A 14,863-nucleotide genomic window follows, 5' to 3' on the forward strand; every position below is an offset into this window, starting at 1 on the left:
GGGGGACTTATAGATGAAAAAGGAAATGTCAGTTAGCCTAGCATTATTACCAATTGTGACAATTATTGTAGCAGCCTCTTTTTCGGTTTTCGTTTGGAAAGCAGGTATGCACTTTCCACTTATTTTTGGAATTATTGTAGCAGCTTTCGTTGCTGTAATTTGTGACCGAAAATGGCAAGATGCTCAAACGATGATGGTTAATGGTGTCAGTCGTGCATTGCCAGCAATCTTTATTTTACTGATTATTGGTACGATCATTGGATCCTGGATTGCAAGTGGTGTCATCCCAACAATCATTTTCTACGGATTATCAATTATTCAACCAGAAATTTTCTTGCCAATAGTCGCATTAGTTACTGGTATCGTTGCGGTGACACTTGGTAGTTCTTTTACTGCCATTGCTACAATTGGATTAGCATTTATGGTTATTGGAGAAGGACTTGGATTCCCTGCTGGCATCGTTGTAGGTGCAATTATTTCGGGTGCTTTCTTTGGTGACAAGTTGTCTCCCGTTTCCGATACGACTAATATTGCACCAGCAATGGCAGAGACAGACCTGTTTAGTCATGTAAAACATATGCTTTGGGATACGATTCCCGCCTTTTTATTATCGATTATCATTTTTGGGGTCGTTGGAATGTCAGGCTCCCATAGTGGCACTGCTAATGCTAATACAATAAGCGACATTAAATCTGGATTGGATGAACTCTTTGTAATCCACCCTTTATTGCTACTTATGCCGATTTTAACTATTATCTTAATGATAAAAAAGACTCCTGCAATTCCAGCATTGATTTCAGTGAGTTTACTTGGTGCGTTATTAGCAATCGTTATACAAGATTCTTCAGTCACAGCCATCATTAACGTCATGACAAGTGGGTTCACAGCAGAATCTGGAATCCCAACGATTGATTCGTTGTTAAACCATGGTGGATTAACTTCAATGCTTGAAACTATTGCATTAGTAATTCTTGCAACTGCGCTTGGTGGGCTACTTGAATCAACAGGTGCGTTTCATATATTAACGAAAAAGATCATGGCAAATGTAAAATCGACGGGATCACTAATAGCTTCTACTATTCTATCGACCTTCTTAGTAGCATTCGCAACTGGTGCACAATTATTAGCCATTATGTTACCAGCAAGAACCTTCGTTCAAAAATATAAAGCCATGAGTATTGATACAATTAATCTTTCTCGTGCTGTAGAAGCTGCAGGAACTGTTGGAATAAACTTAGTGCCATGGGGAGTGCCAGCAGTATTTGTATCAGGGCTGTTTGATATTAGCCCAATCGAGTTTATTCCTTACGCTTTCTTTGTATTTCTGGTTCCACTTATTAATTTAATTTTCGGCTTTACTGGATGGACTATTACTCGCAGACATTACGAAAAGGAACATGTTGATTCGTCGTTAAAAGGAGAACAAGTAATATGAGTAACGTCATACTTTCCATTATTGGAACAGCCCAAGATGGGGGTATTCCCCATCCAAATTGTTTTTGTGAAAATTGCAGACTTGCCATGCAAGACCAAGATTTCAAACGTTTAGCTGCATCAATAGCAATTATCATACCAGATGAAGGAGCCTGGCATCTTATTGATGCCACGCCAGATATAAAGGAACAATTAAGGTTACTTCAATTAAAGTATCATTTAGCAGGTGAAATGATGCGCAGCATCTTTCTAACACATGCACATATGGGGCATCTTCCTGGTCTATTGTTTTTAGGTAAAGAAGCAATTAATACGAAAAGTATTCCCGTGTACGCTGGAACCCAGATAAAAAAACTATTGTTGGAACAAGCACCTTGGAAGCAATTGCATAACGATGAGAATATTGTCGTTAGGGAAATACACCATAAGGAATCAGTAAAGCTATCAAAGTCATTATCTATAAAACCATTACTTGTACCGCATCGAAATGAATTCTCTGAAACCTTCGGCTATTGGATTGATGGACCGACTAAGAGCGTACTCTATATCCCTGATATCGACCGATGGAAAGATTGGAATCTTGATATTGTTTCCCTTGCAAAAGAGGCGGATATATGTCTATTAGATGGAACTTTTTATTCTCCTAAGGACTTAGAGAAAATTGGACGTGACCTTCAAGATATACCTCATCCACCTATAACGGAAACAATGGATTTACTTCAAGAGGTTGCAAGCAAGACGAAAATAATCTTTACACATCTAAACCATTCGAATCCAGTAATTCATCCGGATGGCGCTTCCAAAAAACAAATCGAATCCAGAGGATTCTTTATTGCAGAAGAAAGGCAGGAAATCTGTATCTAAAAGGATTAACTAATGAAGGCGATAAGAATGTACTTATCGCCTTTTGTTAATGAACACGAAGTTCACGAAATTGAAATTCTGTATTCTGTTTACTGCTTGTAATTACAAATATATCGAGATGAGCTGATGATTTGCTTAGTTTGGCTGTTAACTCATATGGTTGCCAATCATTTGTTAGATGAAGATTCTGGGTTTTATGTTCAGAAAGCAGATTTCCTTGTTTATCAATTTCTTCCATTTTTATATAAACTGTACCTTTCCCTTGTAAATCCAATTGACAACGAATTTCTCCATCTGCTTTATTGGATTCAGGTGAATATACAAAGCCTTCCCCTACTTGTTCTCCATCGGTTTTAACAGTAAACGTTGCTTGCTCTACTTCTTCTACAGTTGCTCCGACACCAAAATATTTCGTTGTTGTTTCTTCTAGTGCAAGGACATCTAATCTTACTAGAGAAAAAAACAAGATGAACACAATTACCCCAAACCAATTCTTCATACAAATCCCTCCATCGAAACGTTACTTTAAATAGTCTGTTATGTTATCGAGTACCTTTTGTAGCTTCTCGGCTTGCTCCGTATACATTTCCTTTGCAGCAGGATTATCCGTTTGTAATGCAAAGCTTTCAAAATCAGCCTGCAATTTTTTTAATGTTGAACCAACTAAAGGACGCTGTTGAACCACCTCTTTCTTGAGGTCATCACTGTACAAATCCACATAAACATTTCCCTTTGAATCAACCTGCGCAAGGAACACATCTTGAAACGTGAGAGCTCCCTGTGCTTGTATTTCTCCTAATAGCCACTCCTTGGTATATCCTAGTTTTTTCAAACTATTTTTCATTACGTGCCCGTCAGAAATGATGATAGTTGGGCCGTGATCCCTTTCTACAGGTGTTTGAAGAATACGGGGAGTCACTGGCTGTTCCTCAGACTTTTTTAATATACTGAGTTGCCCATTTGTTTCAAATACTGCCATTTCAACATCCTGCACGTTAAACACTCCCTGCTCCCGTAGTAACAGCATTAATTCTTTAATAGCTAATTGGTTTTTCATTAGATTTTTTTCAAGAATTTTTCCATTTTCAATGACCATATCTGATTTTCCATCCGTAATTTGTAAAAATAGTTTTGATTTTAATCCGATATAACCCAATACGATTGGAAAAAGCCCCCATACTAAAAGCGCCATTAAACCATTTGATATTTTAATATTTTGATCCACTGCCATACTGGATGCAATTGACCCGATGGTGATTCCCACACAATAATCGAAAAATGTTAAATGGGATATTTGCTTCTTACCCATCACTCGAGCCATTAGGAGTAATAACAAAAATGCAATTACGGAACGAATTATGGTTATTAGGTATTCAGACACTTCTTCATTTCCCCTTGAAGTAAAATTATGTAAGCATTTTATAGTATTGGACAATCTAGAAATAACATACAAAATAGGAGAATGCTTATGTATAAAAAACCATACCTTCTAATTATCTTTCTTTCATTACTTTTTTCAGGTTGTGGACAACCAATAGGTGGAGAAATATTTTTTAATCAGATAAATGCTTTAGAGGATTCGATATCACATACAGATTGGGAAGAAACAAAATTACAAATGGATGAGCTTATCAAAATATATGAAGAAACACTATGGAAGCTTCAATTACTAGGTGACGAAGGTGAATATGAGGGGCTTCATGAAAGCCTAGAGCGACTAAAACCCGCAGTTGACCAAGAGGACAAGTTACAGGCATTACTTGAGCTTGCAACAATAAAAGGGTACCTTGAAGGAATTTATTCGATGTAACAATTAGGTATAATGACTCCCTTTACAAATTTGAAATGATTGTTTATAGTATTTCTGTAACATAACTGCATATCCGTAAACACTAGGGGAGCTGCTTTACGTGGCTGAGAAGGCATTGCCTGACCCTTATTTACCCGATCTAGATAATACTAGCGTGGGGAAGTGTAGTACACTGTATGTGTTTTTTCTATTGTTTTTTGAGGTACATACTTTTGTTACTGCATTCCCAAGGGAGTGCAGTTTTTTTGTTATATTAATTTTTTATAGGAGGAATTATGATGCGTATGAGATGTGGAGATAGTAGAATTGCAGGATGTCAGTTTACACTTTTTCCGATGAGCGATAATTTTGCAACTATTATTCTAACAGCACTAAAGGAAGTTGATACTTCTAAGGTTTGGAAGGATACAGATGACGTTTCTACATGTATTCGTGGAAAGTTGGTTCATGTTTTCGATGTAACAAGAGCTATATTTTTACATGCAGCCAAAACAGGAGAGCATGCTGCTATGAGTGGTACATATTCCATCGGATGTCCAGGTGATTCAAGCGGTGATGTATTAATGAGTGAAACTGACGTTGTGTTAAACCAACAGAATTCCCAAAGTATTCGTCAGCAGGCCAGCTGTAAATTTGCGCTATATCCTATGGGTAGAGAGGATTATATGGACACGATTTATGAACAAATCGATTTATCTCAATCCCAAGGTGTTAAAGTAAGTGGAAGCCATTATGCTACCCGCCTCGACGGAGATGTAAATGATATTTTTCGTACAATGGAAGAGGCGTTTGAAAATGTACAAAGCAAAGTTTCTCATGTCACCATGACATTTACGATTTCTGCAAATAGTCCCTCAACTAAATAACTTGACCCTTCATTTAGTGAGGTATTAATGCCAATTATATGCGGCATAAAGGAGGATTTTATATGACAAAGCATTGGAAATTAAAAGAAATTGTTCTCATGTCTATACTAGGCGTTGTATTTGGCGTTATCTATCTATTATTTTTCTTTGTTGGGCAAGGAATCACTACATTCTTAACCCCGTTTGGATTAGGACCACTAGGTTATGAATTTATTTTCGGTATTTGGTTTATTGTTTCTATATTAGCAGCCTATATCATCCGAAAACCTGGTATTGCTTTTACTGCAGAAGTTATCGCCGCTGTTGTAGAGGTACTTATTGGAAGTACAGCTGGTCCTACACTTATACTTACAGGGATGATACAAGGTGCGGGAGCTGAATTAGCCTTTGCAATAACAAAATGGCGTAATTATACATTACCAATTTTAATATTATCGGGTATGTTAGCTGCTAGTGTAAGTTTCATCTATCACTTATATGCATCTGGTATTATTGCCATGGGAGCATGGATTATCCTAGCATCACTTATCATCCGAATCATTAGTGGTGCACTTCTAGCTGGAATTCTTGGTAAATGGCTTGGCGATCAGCTTGCGAAAACAGGTGTACTACGTGGTTATGCATTAGGAAAGGAGCTGCAAAAGAAGCGTGAGCATCCAGCAGCTTAACAAATCGTTACTTCAAGTAGAAAACTACTCGTTTAGCTATGAATCGCTTAACGATAACCAAGTACTTCAAGATCTTAGCTTTTCGTTATACCACAATGAGATGTCGATGTTAATAGGTGCTAGTGGATCTGGAAAAAGCAGTCTCGCACTATGCTTAAATGGCTTATATCCTGAAGCAGTTGAAGGTAATTCTACAGGAAATATTTACTTTAAAGATAAACATATTTCTGATTACGCAACAGGAGAATTACAGCAACATATCGGGATAGTCTTTCAAGATCCAGAGAGCCAGTTTTGTATGATAACGGTTGAAGACGAACTAGCCTTTACATTGGAAAATTTGAACATCCCATCCTCTGAAATGCCTAAGCGCATTTTAGAGGTTCTCCATTTGGTTGGAATGACTAACAATAAGCATAAGAGATTACATGAATTATCAGGTGGAGAAAAACAAAAAATTGCGCTTGCAGCAGTGCTTCTTCTCGATCCAAACCTAATCATATTTGATGAGCCAACTGCAAATCTTGATCCAGTATCACGAATTGAATTTATTGATTTGATACGAGAAATTAAGGAAGAAAAAAAACTATCCATACTTATTATCGACCACCAAATTGATGACTGGCTTTTTATTGTTGATCGATTACTAGTTCTTAATAAGAATGGACAAATCATAGCAAATGATAAACCAGATAAAATTTTTCCAGAAAAAATACCACGATTAAAACAAGAAGGAGTTTGGCTTCCCAAGCCCTATCTTAATCCATTGACAGTGAAAGCAGACTCCCGCCCAACAAACAAGCCGGTGTTACTTTCGATTGGAAATCTTTCCTTCAGACGAAAGAAATCCACAATCCTAAGTGACATTACTTTAAATATCCCTGAAGGTGAATTTGTAACTATTGTCGGAGAAAATGGTGCGGGTAAATCAACTCTACTTCAGCTTATGGCTGGGCTGATAACACCGGATCGAGGTACGATTTCTTTTCAAGGAAAAGAAATTGAAAATTGGAATGAAAAAGAACTACGAGCAAATATCGGTTTCGTGTTTCAAAATCCTGAACATCAATTTATAACCGACACAGTGTATGACGAGCTTACCTTTGGCATGAAGCTAAATGGCTATCATCAAGCAGAAATCAAAGCGCGCACTACTGCATTATTAAGTCAATTTGGTTTACTACGACACAAATATCATAATCCATTTTCATTAAGTGGTGGACAAAAAAGAAGAGTAAGTGTTGCAACCATGTTAAGCGAATCACCAAAGCTTTTATTATTGGATGAACCTACCTTTGGGCAGGATGCAGATACAACCCATGAACTCATAAAGACTCTTGTGATGCTCAGGGATAACGGCACAACCATTATAATCATCACACATGATATGGAATTGGCTGATTTATCAGACACAATCCTTGTATTACAAAATCACAAGGTTGCATTCTCTGGGAGTCCAAGTGCACTTTGGAGAAAAACAGATTTAATGAAGCGTGCCAGACTCCGATTACCTTATCGAATACGAACACAAAACAAATTGGGGAGGTGAACAAATGATAGCATCTATTAATCCTTCCATGAAGGCTTTTTCCGTGTTAATCCCTGGGATACTATTAGCATTAACTTACGACTTTTTTACACCTTTATTCTATCTAGTATTTATCCTAATCATTACTTTTACATTAAGTAAGGTATCATTTTATCGATGGATTAAAATCTTCACTCCATTCCTACTAATTGCGATAGGTTTCTCGTGGATGACAATGCTTTATACAAGTGAAGAGTTTTCGGGTGGCCATGTTTTATTTGAAGTTTGGAGATTTGAGGTTACTTCAGGAAGCTTTGAAACTGGAGTTAGTCTTGGATTACGATCCCTCTGCTTTGTTTCACTTTCACTATTATTTGTTCTAACAACCGATTCAACAAAATTTATGCTTAGTCTAATGCAACAGTGCAAGCTTCCTCCAAAAATCACCTATGGTATATTAGCTGGATACAGATTTTTACCAACATTTCAACAAGAGCTTCAGTTAATCAGACAGGCACATCGGATTAGGGGAGTTGCCAGATCAAAAGGGTTACGAGACCGAATTGGTCTGTTTCGTAGGTATGTTATTCCGCTACTAGCAAACGGAATACGAAAAGCTGAAAGAGTTGCTCTGGCAATGGAATCAAAAGGGTTTTCAGGCGAATCTAAGCGAACATATTATCATGAAATGAAAATTAATCCTCGTGATTGGCTATTTCTTTTTTGTATGGTAGGTTCACTGGTTACGATTGCTTCCCTTTCTTCTTATTTTGGCTTCCTTAATATTTTCGGGAAACAGTATTAAAGGATACCTATTATAAGGTATCCTTTAATCTACTAATATATTAGTTATTTATCTCTTTTAAACGAACAAATCGCTCTAACTTATTTAACTCGAAAAACAATTCGATAATGCTATTTGCAATCGGAAATACATATGCCCATTTTGTAAACTCTGCACCTTGTAGTTCCTCTATTAGATTATTGATGGTCACTTGCATCGCTGTTTTTGTTTCTTTTTGTAAATCTTTATCTAGTACCACCTTATCTTCAAACAATAGTAATATATTCTCGCTGTATACATTAATCTCCTGTACTAGCTTTTTAATTAAATATGCTTTATTAGATGGCATCATTTCTACTACGTTCATGTTCTTCTCTAATTGTCTTATTAATGTATGCTTCTTACTCAACACTTGAATCATATGTTTGTATATAATAATGCTTCGGAAAAAGCTAAGACGTTTTCGAATAAATAGGCGGTTTCTTTCATCAGAAATAATCTCATAATAGCTTTTCGCCTCATTAATTAGCTTCTCAACTTCACGATCCTCTACCTTCATTTGAGGAATACTTAACGTTTTATTGGAAATTACACGCATTAAGAAATTTGTTCGATCACTAGCCTTTTTAATCATGTTAAATAATATCTTTTTATGGTCAGGTGGCATTACAAGTGCGTTAATTGTAAAGGCTGCTAGAACTCCTATTGTTACAAGAGATAATCGCTCCACGATATAGATGAAGCTGACACCATCTTCACCACCTAGCATCATCGTAATAATCGTCAAGACGGTTAAACTAACAGTTTTATTCAATCCAAGCTTAATGTTAATCGCAATGGAAATAATAACGACAGCTCCGACAGATAATGGATGACTACCTAATAAAAAATATCCAATTAATGCAAAAATAATACCAATACCGTTTGTTATGACAACTTCCTTAATATACGTATAGGACCTCATAATTGACGGTTGCATCGCTAACACGGCAGCAATTGCTGCAACTATCTCTAAATCAAGGTTAAAAAAGTCAGTGATTAGCAATGTTAATGCTACTGCTAGCCCCGTTTTTACCATACGCGGGCCAATATTAAACTCCATTATTTACACCTCTAATAATGTAATAATAATTGAAACGCTATTCTGATGTAAACAAGATGTATTCCATTTAGTTTGAACATAACAGAATCGAAATTGTAAACTTTCTAAGATAGACCTATTATAGTGATTCCATCAAACATTTTCAATAAGATTTTGTTTGGAATGCTTACAATATTACAAGATTCTATAAACTTACTTGTTATATTCAAATACTATGTCCTTTATATAAAACTAGTACAAAAAAAGGAAAAGTAAAAAGCACTTTTCCTCCCTACTATTAAAAGCTTTAACGTTACCTACAAATTAAAAATAATCCCCATCAAGGAATAAATGATAACCGTTGAAAAGAGAACTGTCATGTAAATAAGCGAGTATATGAAGAGAATCTTCGCCCATTTGGTAGAATCTTTTTGCTTGAAACCTAGGATACTTAGAATTAACCAGCCTACACCCAGTAATAAACCGACGAGCATCAATCCTAAACTTAGTGTACCTAACAAAGTACTAACGGCAATCAATATGACAAGGTAGATATTTGTTTGAATATACGTTCTTTTTATTCCTTTAACGACAGGCAACATCGGAACATTTGCAGCTTGATAATCGTCATGACGGCGGATGGCGATTGCATAAAAATGTGGCATTTGCCAAAGTATCGCAATGACAAATAGACCGAGGATGGCAGGATGAGTAATATCAGGGTGTATAGCAGCCCAGCCTATCAAAGGAGGTGTTGCACCTGACATACTCCCAATCTCGGTATTGTATACCGTTCTCCGTTTACTCCACATTGTATATGGAACGATATATAAAAACAATCCCATAAAACCTAAAAAGGCTGCAAGCAATGTTGTTAAAGATAGAACACCAATACCAACGATAGCCATTAGTATAGCTAGCCATAAAGTTGTTTGAAAGCTTATTGTTCCTGTAACCGTCGGTCTTATCTTCGTTCTCTCCATGACAGCATCAATGTCACGATCATATAAATTATTAAAGGCACCTGCTGCACCAATTATGAGGGCTGTCCCAATAATAGCAAAGATGATTTCTGGTATTTTATCCGTCAATTCCATTTGATACGTATATAAAGCAAGTGTTAATCCAGCAAACATAGGAATCAGATTTGACTTTATGATGCCTGCTTTAACTGTTGCTGCTAATGTTTCTTTTAATTCCCGAGTATTTTTCATGATACGTAAAGATTCCCTTCTATAATTGCCTTTCCTTAACATACTTCTATTTATTGTATCACTTCTTCATTCTTTTTTCTCAATATAAATAGTACTATTTGTTGAACATCGTCACTTTCAGTCAGAAATATCAACATAGTAAAATCCACATTAAGTATGCACGTAATGTGGATTCCATATAAAGTTAATTGTTAACATTTGTAAACAGCTGAGTCGATATTTTTGGAACTGATGTCGCATATATCCCCTTTCTCATTATTTTATAGGGGTTATCATTGAAAATGATTTCTTCAGTTCACTAACTAGCCAACAAGTATTATTCTTTCATCCAACTCTGTCCCAATGACTAGGGATATGTAATCCATTTGGTAGCTTAGTTGTATGATTACCCTTTGCTGCATTTACCTGTGCTTGTGTAAGAAAGATACTTCCTGATAAATTTGCTCCACTTAAATCTGCATCACGCAAATCAGCACCGATAAAATTTGTTTCTCTTAAATCACTACCACGAAGATCAGCCGCTATTAGTAGAGCCCCTCTCATGTCAGATCCTCTCAGATTTTCTCCGCTTAGCTTAACACCAATCAAGTCCATTCTAGAACCTGTTTTCTTCCGAAGGTTTTGGTTATTAGGCTTTGCAACGTTCATCCGTACTAGTCTACTAGCCTCTAATAGCAATGGATTTATGTTAGCGCGATGTGCATGTACATTAATTTTTAAGATTTCCTTTGTGGCTAATAACGTAAGACGCTCTGTGTGCTCAATAACTTGATCTAGCTGCTCATGAATACTTTTAGCTGCACTAATCTTTCGTGCTTCATGTAAATAATAGAGTATCTCATGAAGCTGCTGCATAATTGGAAAGACACGAAACATTTCCTCACTTTGATTAGGGGATTCTCGCCAGCTTTTTCCGTTATACGTTACTTGTGACACCTTTTGACCTGCCCCAAAACACTCATATACTGCACATCCTTTATGGCCTCTTTCTCTAAGAAGCTGGTGAATACTGCATCGATAATCCGATTGTAGCTTCGGACATGGTGTACCACCATCCTTATCAAATGAAAAATCTGATGACTTCGCAAATGGCAGTGCAATACAGCACAGCCCATAACAGTTAGTACAGTCTGCTTGAAATTTATTTTGATTTTTTTCATCTCTATTATTTATCAATTTTCACATCTCCCTGACACAAAAGATAATACCATATTTACATTGAATTCGCTTTATAATTTCGTGAATCTCGAACAGATCTCTACAATCGTTAAAAAGTGAAGGAATAATTAATAGCTTATTTATCAAAATAAGTATAAAGGAAGTGTTGAGATGTCTAACGATATAATAATAGAAGAGCTAAATACTTTGTTAAGAGGGATTTATATGGGGATTCGATCTATGGAGCATTATATACAAAAAACTACTGATGATCATTTAAAAGAGCATTTCCAATCCATTCAACTTGAAATTAAGGAAAATGCCCAAAAATTAGCGGAACAAATTCAAGACTTAGGAGGAATTCCAGCTGATGATGAAGGCTTCACAGGATCCATACATAGCTATATGCATAATATGATGTTACCAAAGGACTCCGATAAAATACTAACTGATGCTATTAAAGGAATGGAAAATTATGGTGTAGAATACTCAGAAGAACTGGTAAAGGGTGACTTAGATCCAGAAAGTGTCCGAATAACAAAAGAAATAATTAACACAAGCAGAAAGCATGTAAATGAGCTTAAGAAACTAAAAAAGCGGCTATAACCTCCCAAAAGGTTATAGTTTTTTCTCAAAAAAATGGATTAGCTCCTTTATTTATCCTCTCGTCGTATTGCTTATGTTCTAAGATTTCCAAAAATAAAATCACCATACTCCCTCATTCAAAGAAAGAAAGGAACAAACTAATTGATTTCTTTTTGATAATAAATAAGTGTTGCCCTTTCATTTATTTCTTTTGCTATCCCCATTTTAACGTAGCCCATTTTCTCATATAGATAGCAATTCCGCTCCTCTTCCTGAATTGTAGCAAGCTCCCACCGCTTGAAATCTGGATGTTTTTCCTCAGCTAGTTTGATAGCTTTTTGGGCAATTCCTTGTCCTTGAAACTCAGGTAATATGAACATAGGACTAATCCACATATATTCTTTTTTACTCGTAACACATATTGCTCCTACCATTAATCCCTCTAATAATATTTTATAAAAAGCACCTTCTGGATTTGTTATCCGCTCCGTTACGCGATCAATTGTTTCGTTGGCAGGAGAAGTATGATAATCCTGATACTTTTCTAGTAAAGGGGTAAAGGCTTGGGTCTGCATTTTTAACAGTTCTACCGCATCGGTAATAATCGCTTTTTCTAATATTAGATTCATCCTAAATCTCCTCGAGACTAAAATATTCCATTTGCATCCTTTGGCAATTCTCTTATTCTATATAAATACATGGTCATGTTCCGATCATCTTCAATAGGATATGTAAAAGATAATTCCTTCGCTATTTCCATTGCTAGTTCCCGGAATAACTCACACGTTTGAAACAAAGAATGCCAAAAATTGGTTTTTTCACAATCTGAATAGGTATCTTTGTACATTTCCCAATGCTTTTTAGAAAGATATACGTTAAAATATTTGCCCATTTTTCCAGGAGAAATCTTAAAGGCATGTTGCATTCCAATCCACCATGAGACTATTTGATCTAGTCTTGGACGAATTACTAATGCAAACATTTGCTTCGCATACGGTAACTCTTCTCGCCAGATTCCTTTGGCAACGTTTTGTAGGCACCACCAGAAATCATTACAAGCATTAAAATATTCCGCTTCAATTGGCTTCTTTACCCAATAGTCTTTATCAGTAGACGGTGGAATCTTAGGTAAGCAATTATCCTTATCGTATATCGGAACAGTTAGTGAATCAGATTGATATTCCTTCAGCATATAATCCTTCGTTTGAATATGTAGGTCAATCCGATTTCCATCTGTAAAGAGCATTAGGTAGCCATAGTTTTGTTCAAGATCAACATCACCACCACTCATGAAATCATTCTTCTCAGGCTCTTGCACCATTAACAACTCTCCAAAGGCTTGAATCCAGTTCTTATCTTTCCTAAATGAAGTTGTTTCGGTAACAACATACACAATGTCATAATCCTGAAAAATATCCTTTGGAACATTTGGATTTGTTCTAGAACCATTCATATACACCGCTCGAACTCTTTCATCCTGTTCTGCTATTTTCAAAATTAGATTAAACATTTCTTGCTCATTTCGCATCCTGAACCACCTCCGTAACTTCTTCTGAAAAATAGCTCCTTTTCTTTTCCCTAAAAACATTAGCAATCAGTAGAATGGAAACCAATAGCATCCCCATAGACAACATAATTATCGTAATCCTCAATGGAATAATTTCTGCTACTGTACCAACTACTAATACAATTATGATTTGAAAAAAGCTTTGCAGCAATTGAAAGATACTTGTAACTCTTCCCATGAGTGCAGTTGGAACGTTATTTTGATAGAAAGTTACTATCCCAGCATTTAAGAACACATTAAAAAAACCTAGAATAATAAAACCAACTGCAATTGATAAAAATGACCATGAAAAAGCATAGATTAGATAGCCAACAGTTTGCATCAGAATACCAACTGCTATTAAATATCTCAATGAAAGTTGATTTGAAAATATGGATACTAATAATGCACCGACAATCGCACCGATACCAGTTATACTAATTAATAGACTATAATCCATTTCAGTCAAGCCAACGACATTTTGTGTAAATACAACCTCTTGTGTATCTGCTGCAAAACCAAAAATGGTTAGGGCTATGAATCCTGTGTAGACCGATGCAACAAACTTATTTTCATTAATAAAACGAATACTAATGGAAAAATCTTCTTTTATTTGCTTGAGTGACATTGTTGGTATGGTATTTTTATCAATGGTATCCGTCTCTGGTAATATGTAGAGTAAAATAGCAGCAATGAAAAAAGCAAATGCATCAATATACAAAGCCATGCGCACATCACTGATAAGAATGAGCATACCTGCAATTGCAGGTCCAATAATAAAAGCACCAGAACTTGTTAAAGAACGAATAGAATTAAAACGCTTTCGAATTTCTTTCGGTATCAACTGAGCTGTATATGTCATCGAGGACGGAATAAAGAAAGCTTGCGCGACACTTAATAAAATTAAGATAAAATAGATAAACCAAATATGCAGGAGGAACGGGATACAAAATACTAAAAGCCCTCTTGCTAAATACGTTGTTATCATTATCTTGCGCTTACTTCGAAAGTCTATGAAACTACCAGTCCAAAACTTCGTCACAACATTCACAGCAGGTCCAATCACCCATAAGGCAGCAACAGCGGTAGCTGATTCTGTCATTTGAAAAACTAGAATGTTAATAGCAATTAAATAAATAAAATCACCGATTCCTGCAATTCCAGCAGAGGTTAAAAGCAGTGTCGGTTGTTTCCATTTTATTCGAGTATCATCCATTGATATTCTCCCGTAAATTAATCGTACTACTATTCTAACATATCACAATTATGTTTATTGCATATTGTTTGAGAAGTAAATAGGATTATCCAAAAAAGAAAACACAGGT

General features: G+C 36.0%; 16 protein-coding genes and 1 riboswitch. Of the genes, 8 read left to right on the forward strand and 8 right to left on the reverse strand.

Annotation, left to right across the window (positions count from 1 at the left end; all coding sequences use genetic code 11):
- Positions 1-13 precede the first annotated feature (13 nt).
- Complete coding sequence (nhaC, locus tag ABC228_RS09445) at positions 14-1,435, forward strand: Na+/H+ antiporter NhaC (protein WP_345824889.1); 1,422 nt, start codon at positions 14-16, stop codon at positions 1,433-1,435.
- Positions 1,432-2,298, forward strand: a complete 867-nt coding sequence (locus ABC228_RS09450) for an MBL fold metallo-hydrolase (RefSeq protein ID WP_345824890.1) — start codon at positions 1,432-1,434, stop codon at positions 2,296-2,298. Before nhaC ends, ABC228_RS09450 begins: the two co-directional genes overlap by 4 nt.
- A 46-nt stretch (positions 2,299-2,344) precedes the next feature.
- On the opposite strand, the gene ABC228_RS09455 is transcribed toward ABC228_RS09450, so the two are convergent.
- Positions 2,345-2,797, reverse strand: coding sequence for a hypothetical protein (locus ABC228_RS09455; protein WP_345824891.1), 453 nt, complete (start codon positions 2,795-2,797; stop codon positions 2,345-2,347).
- A gap of 21 nt (positions 2,798-2,818) precedes the next feature.
- A complete protein-coding gene (locus ABC228_RS09460) occupies positions 2,819-3,679 on the reverse strand; it encodes a DUF421 domain-containing protein (RefSeq protein WP_345824892.1) in 861 nt (286 codons plus the stop codon).
- Positions 3,680-3,766: 87 nt separating this feature from the next.
- Between ABC228_RS09460 and ABC228_RS09465 the strand changes: the two genes are divergently transcribed.
- The 5 genes from ABC228_RS09465 (at position 3,767) to ABC228_RS09485 (ending at position 7,975) form a co-directional block, all read left to right on the forward strand.
- A complete protein-coding gene (locus ABC228_RS09465) occupies positions 3,767-4,108 on the forward strand; it encodes a DUF4363 family protein (protein WP_345824893.1) in 342 nt (113 codons plus the stop codon).
- 74 nt (positions 4,109-4,182) lie between these two features.
- A riboswitch (TPP riboswitch) is annotated at positions 4,183-4,286 on the forward strand.
- Between the two features lie 97 nt (positions 4,287-4,383).
- The gene (locus ABC228_RS09470; RefSeq protein ID WP_345824894.1) at positions 4,384-4,974 is read left to right on the forward strand and encodes a YkoF family thiamine/hydroxymethylpyrimidine-binding protein; all 591 of its coding nucleotides are present in this window, start codon (positions 4,384-4,386) and stop codon (positions 4,972-4,974) included.
- A gap of 62 nt (positions 4,975-5,036) precedes the next feature.
- On the forward strand, positions 5,037-5,642 hold the full coding sequence (locus ABC228_RS09475; RefSeq protein WP_345824895.1) for an ECF transporter S component: 606 nt from the start codon (positions 5,037-5,039) through the stop codon (positions 5,640-5,642).
- Complete coding sequence (locus ABC228_RS09480; protein WP_345824896.1) at positions 5,623-7,191, forward strand: ABC transporter ATP-binding protein; 1,569 nt, start codon at positions 5,623-5,625, stop codon at positions 7,189-7,191. The genes ABC228_RS09475 and ABC228_RS09480 overlap by 20 nt, the downstream gene beginning before the upstream one ends.
- Before the next feature lie 4 nt (positions 7,192-7,195).
- Positions 7,196-7,975 carry an energy-coupling factor transporter transmembrane component T family protein gene (locus ABC228_RS09485; RefSeq protein WP_345824897.1) on the forward strand — a complete coding sequence of 260 codons (780 nt, stop codon included), beginning with the start codon at positions 7,196-7,198 and terminating at the stop codon, positions 7,973-7,975.
- A gap of 40 nt (positions 7,976-8,015) precedes the next feature.
- Here the strand turns inward: ABC228_RS09485 and ABC228_RS09490 are convergent, their stop codons facing one another.
- The 3 genes from ABC228_RS09490 to ABC228_RS09500 form a co-directional block, all read right to left on the reverse strand.
- Positions 8,016-9,056: an FUSC family protein gene (locus ABC228_RS09490; RefSeq protein ID WP_345824898.1), complete on the reverse strand. Its 1,041-nt coding sequence runs from the start codon at positions 9,054-9,056 to the stop codon at positions 8,016-8,018.
- 296 nt (positions 9,057-9,352) lie between these two features.
- Positions 9,353-10,249: a heme o synthase gene (cyoE, locus tag ABC228_RS09495; protein ID WP_345824899.1), complete on the reverse strand. Its 897-nt coding sequence runs from the start codon at positions 10,247-10,249 to the stop codon at positions 9,353-9,355.
- Between the two features lie 324 nt (positions 10,250-10,573).
- The gene (locus tag ABC228_RS09500; RefSeq protein ID WP_427902230.1) at positions 10,574-11,422 is read right to left on the reverse strand and encodes a pentapeptide repeat-containing protein; all 849 of its coding nucleotides are present in this window, start codon (positions 11,420-11,422) and stop codon (positions 10,574-10,576) included.
- 156 nt (positions 11,423-11,578) lie between these two features.
- Between ABC228_RS09500 and ABC228_RS09505 the strand changes: the two genes are divergently transcribed.
- A complete protein-coding gene (locus ABC228_RS09505; RefSeq protein WP_345824901.1) occupies positions 11,579-12,013 on the forward strand; it encodes a DUF2383 domain-containing protein in 435 nt (144 codons plus the stop codon).
- Between the two features lie 137 nt (positions 12,014-12,150).
- Here ABC228_RS09505 and ABC228_RS09510 read toward each other — a convergent pair whose 3' ends face one another.
- The 3 genes from ABC228_RS09510 to ABC228_RS09520 are packed head-to-tail and all read right to left on the reverse strand — an operon-like array spanning position 12,151 to position 14,754.
- Entirely contained in the window at positions 12,151-12,621 is a 471-nt protein-coding gene (locus ABC228_RS09510) for a GNAT family N-acetyltransferase (RefSeq protein WP_345824902.1), read from the reverse strand.
- A gap of 17 nt (positions 12,622-12,638) precedes the next feature.
- Entirely contained in the window at positions 12,639-13,520 is an 882-nt protein-coding gene (locus ABC228_RS09515; protein WP_345824903.1) for an aminoglycoside 6-adenylyltransferase, read from the reverse strand.
- A complete protein-coding gene (locus tag ABC228_RS09520) occupies positions 13,510-14,754 on the reverse strand; it encodes an MFS transporter (protein ID WP_345824904.1) in 1,245 nt (414 codons plus the stop codon). Before ABC228_RS09520 ends, ABC228_RS09515 begins: the two co-directional genes overlap by 11 nt.
- Positions 14,755-14,863: the final 109 nt, after the last annotated feature.

The sequence above is a fragment of the Ornithinibacillus xuwenensis genome, assembly GCF_039614845.1.
Classification (GTDB): domain Bacteria; phylum Bacillota; class Bacilli; order Bacillales; family Amphibacillaceae; genus Ornithinibacillus; species Ornithinibacillus xuwenensis.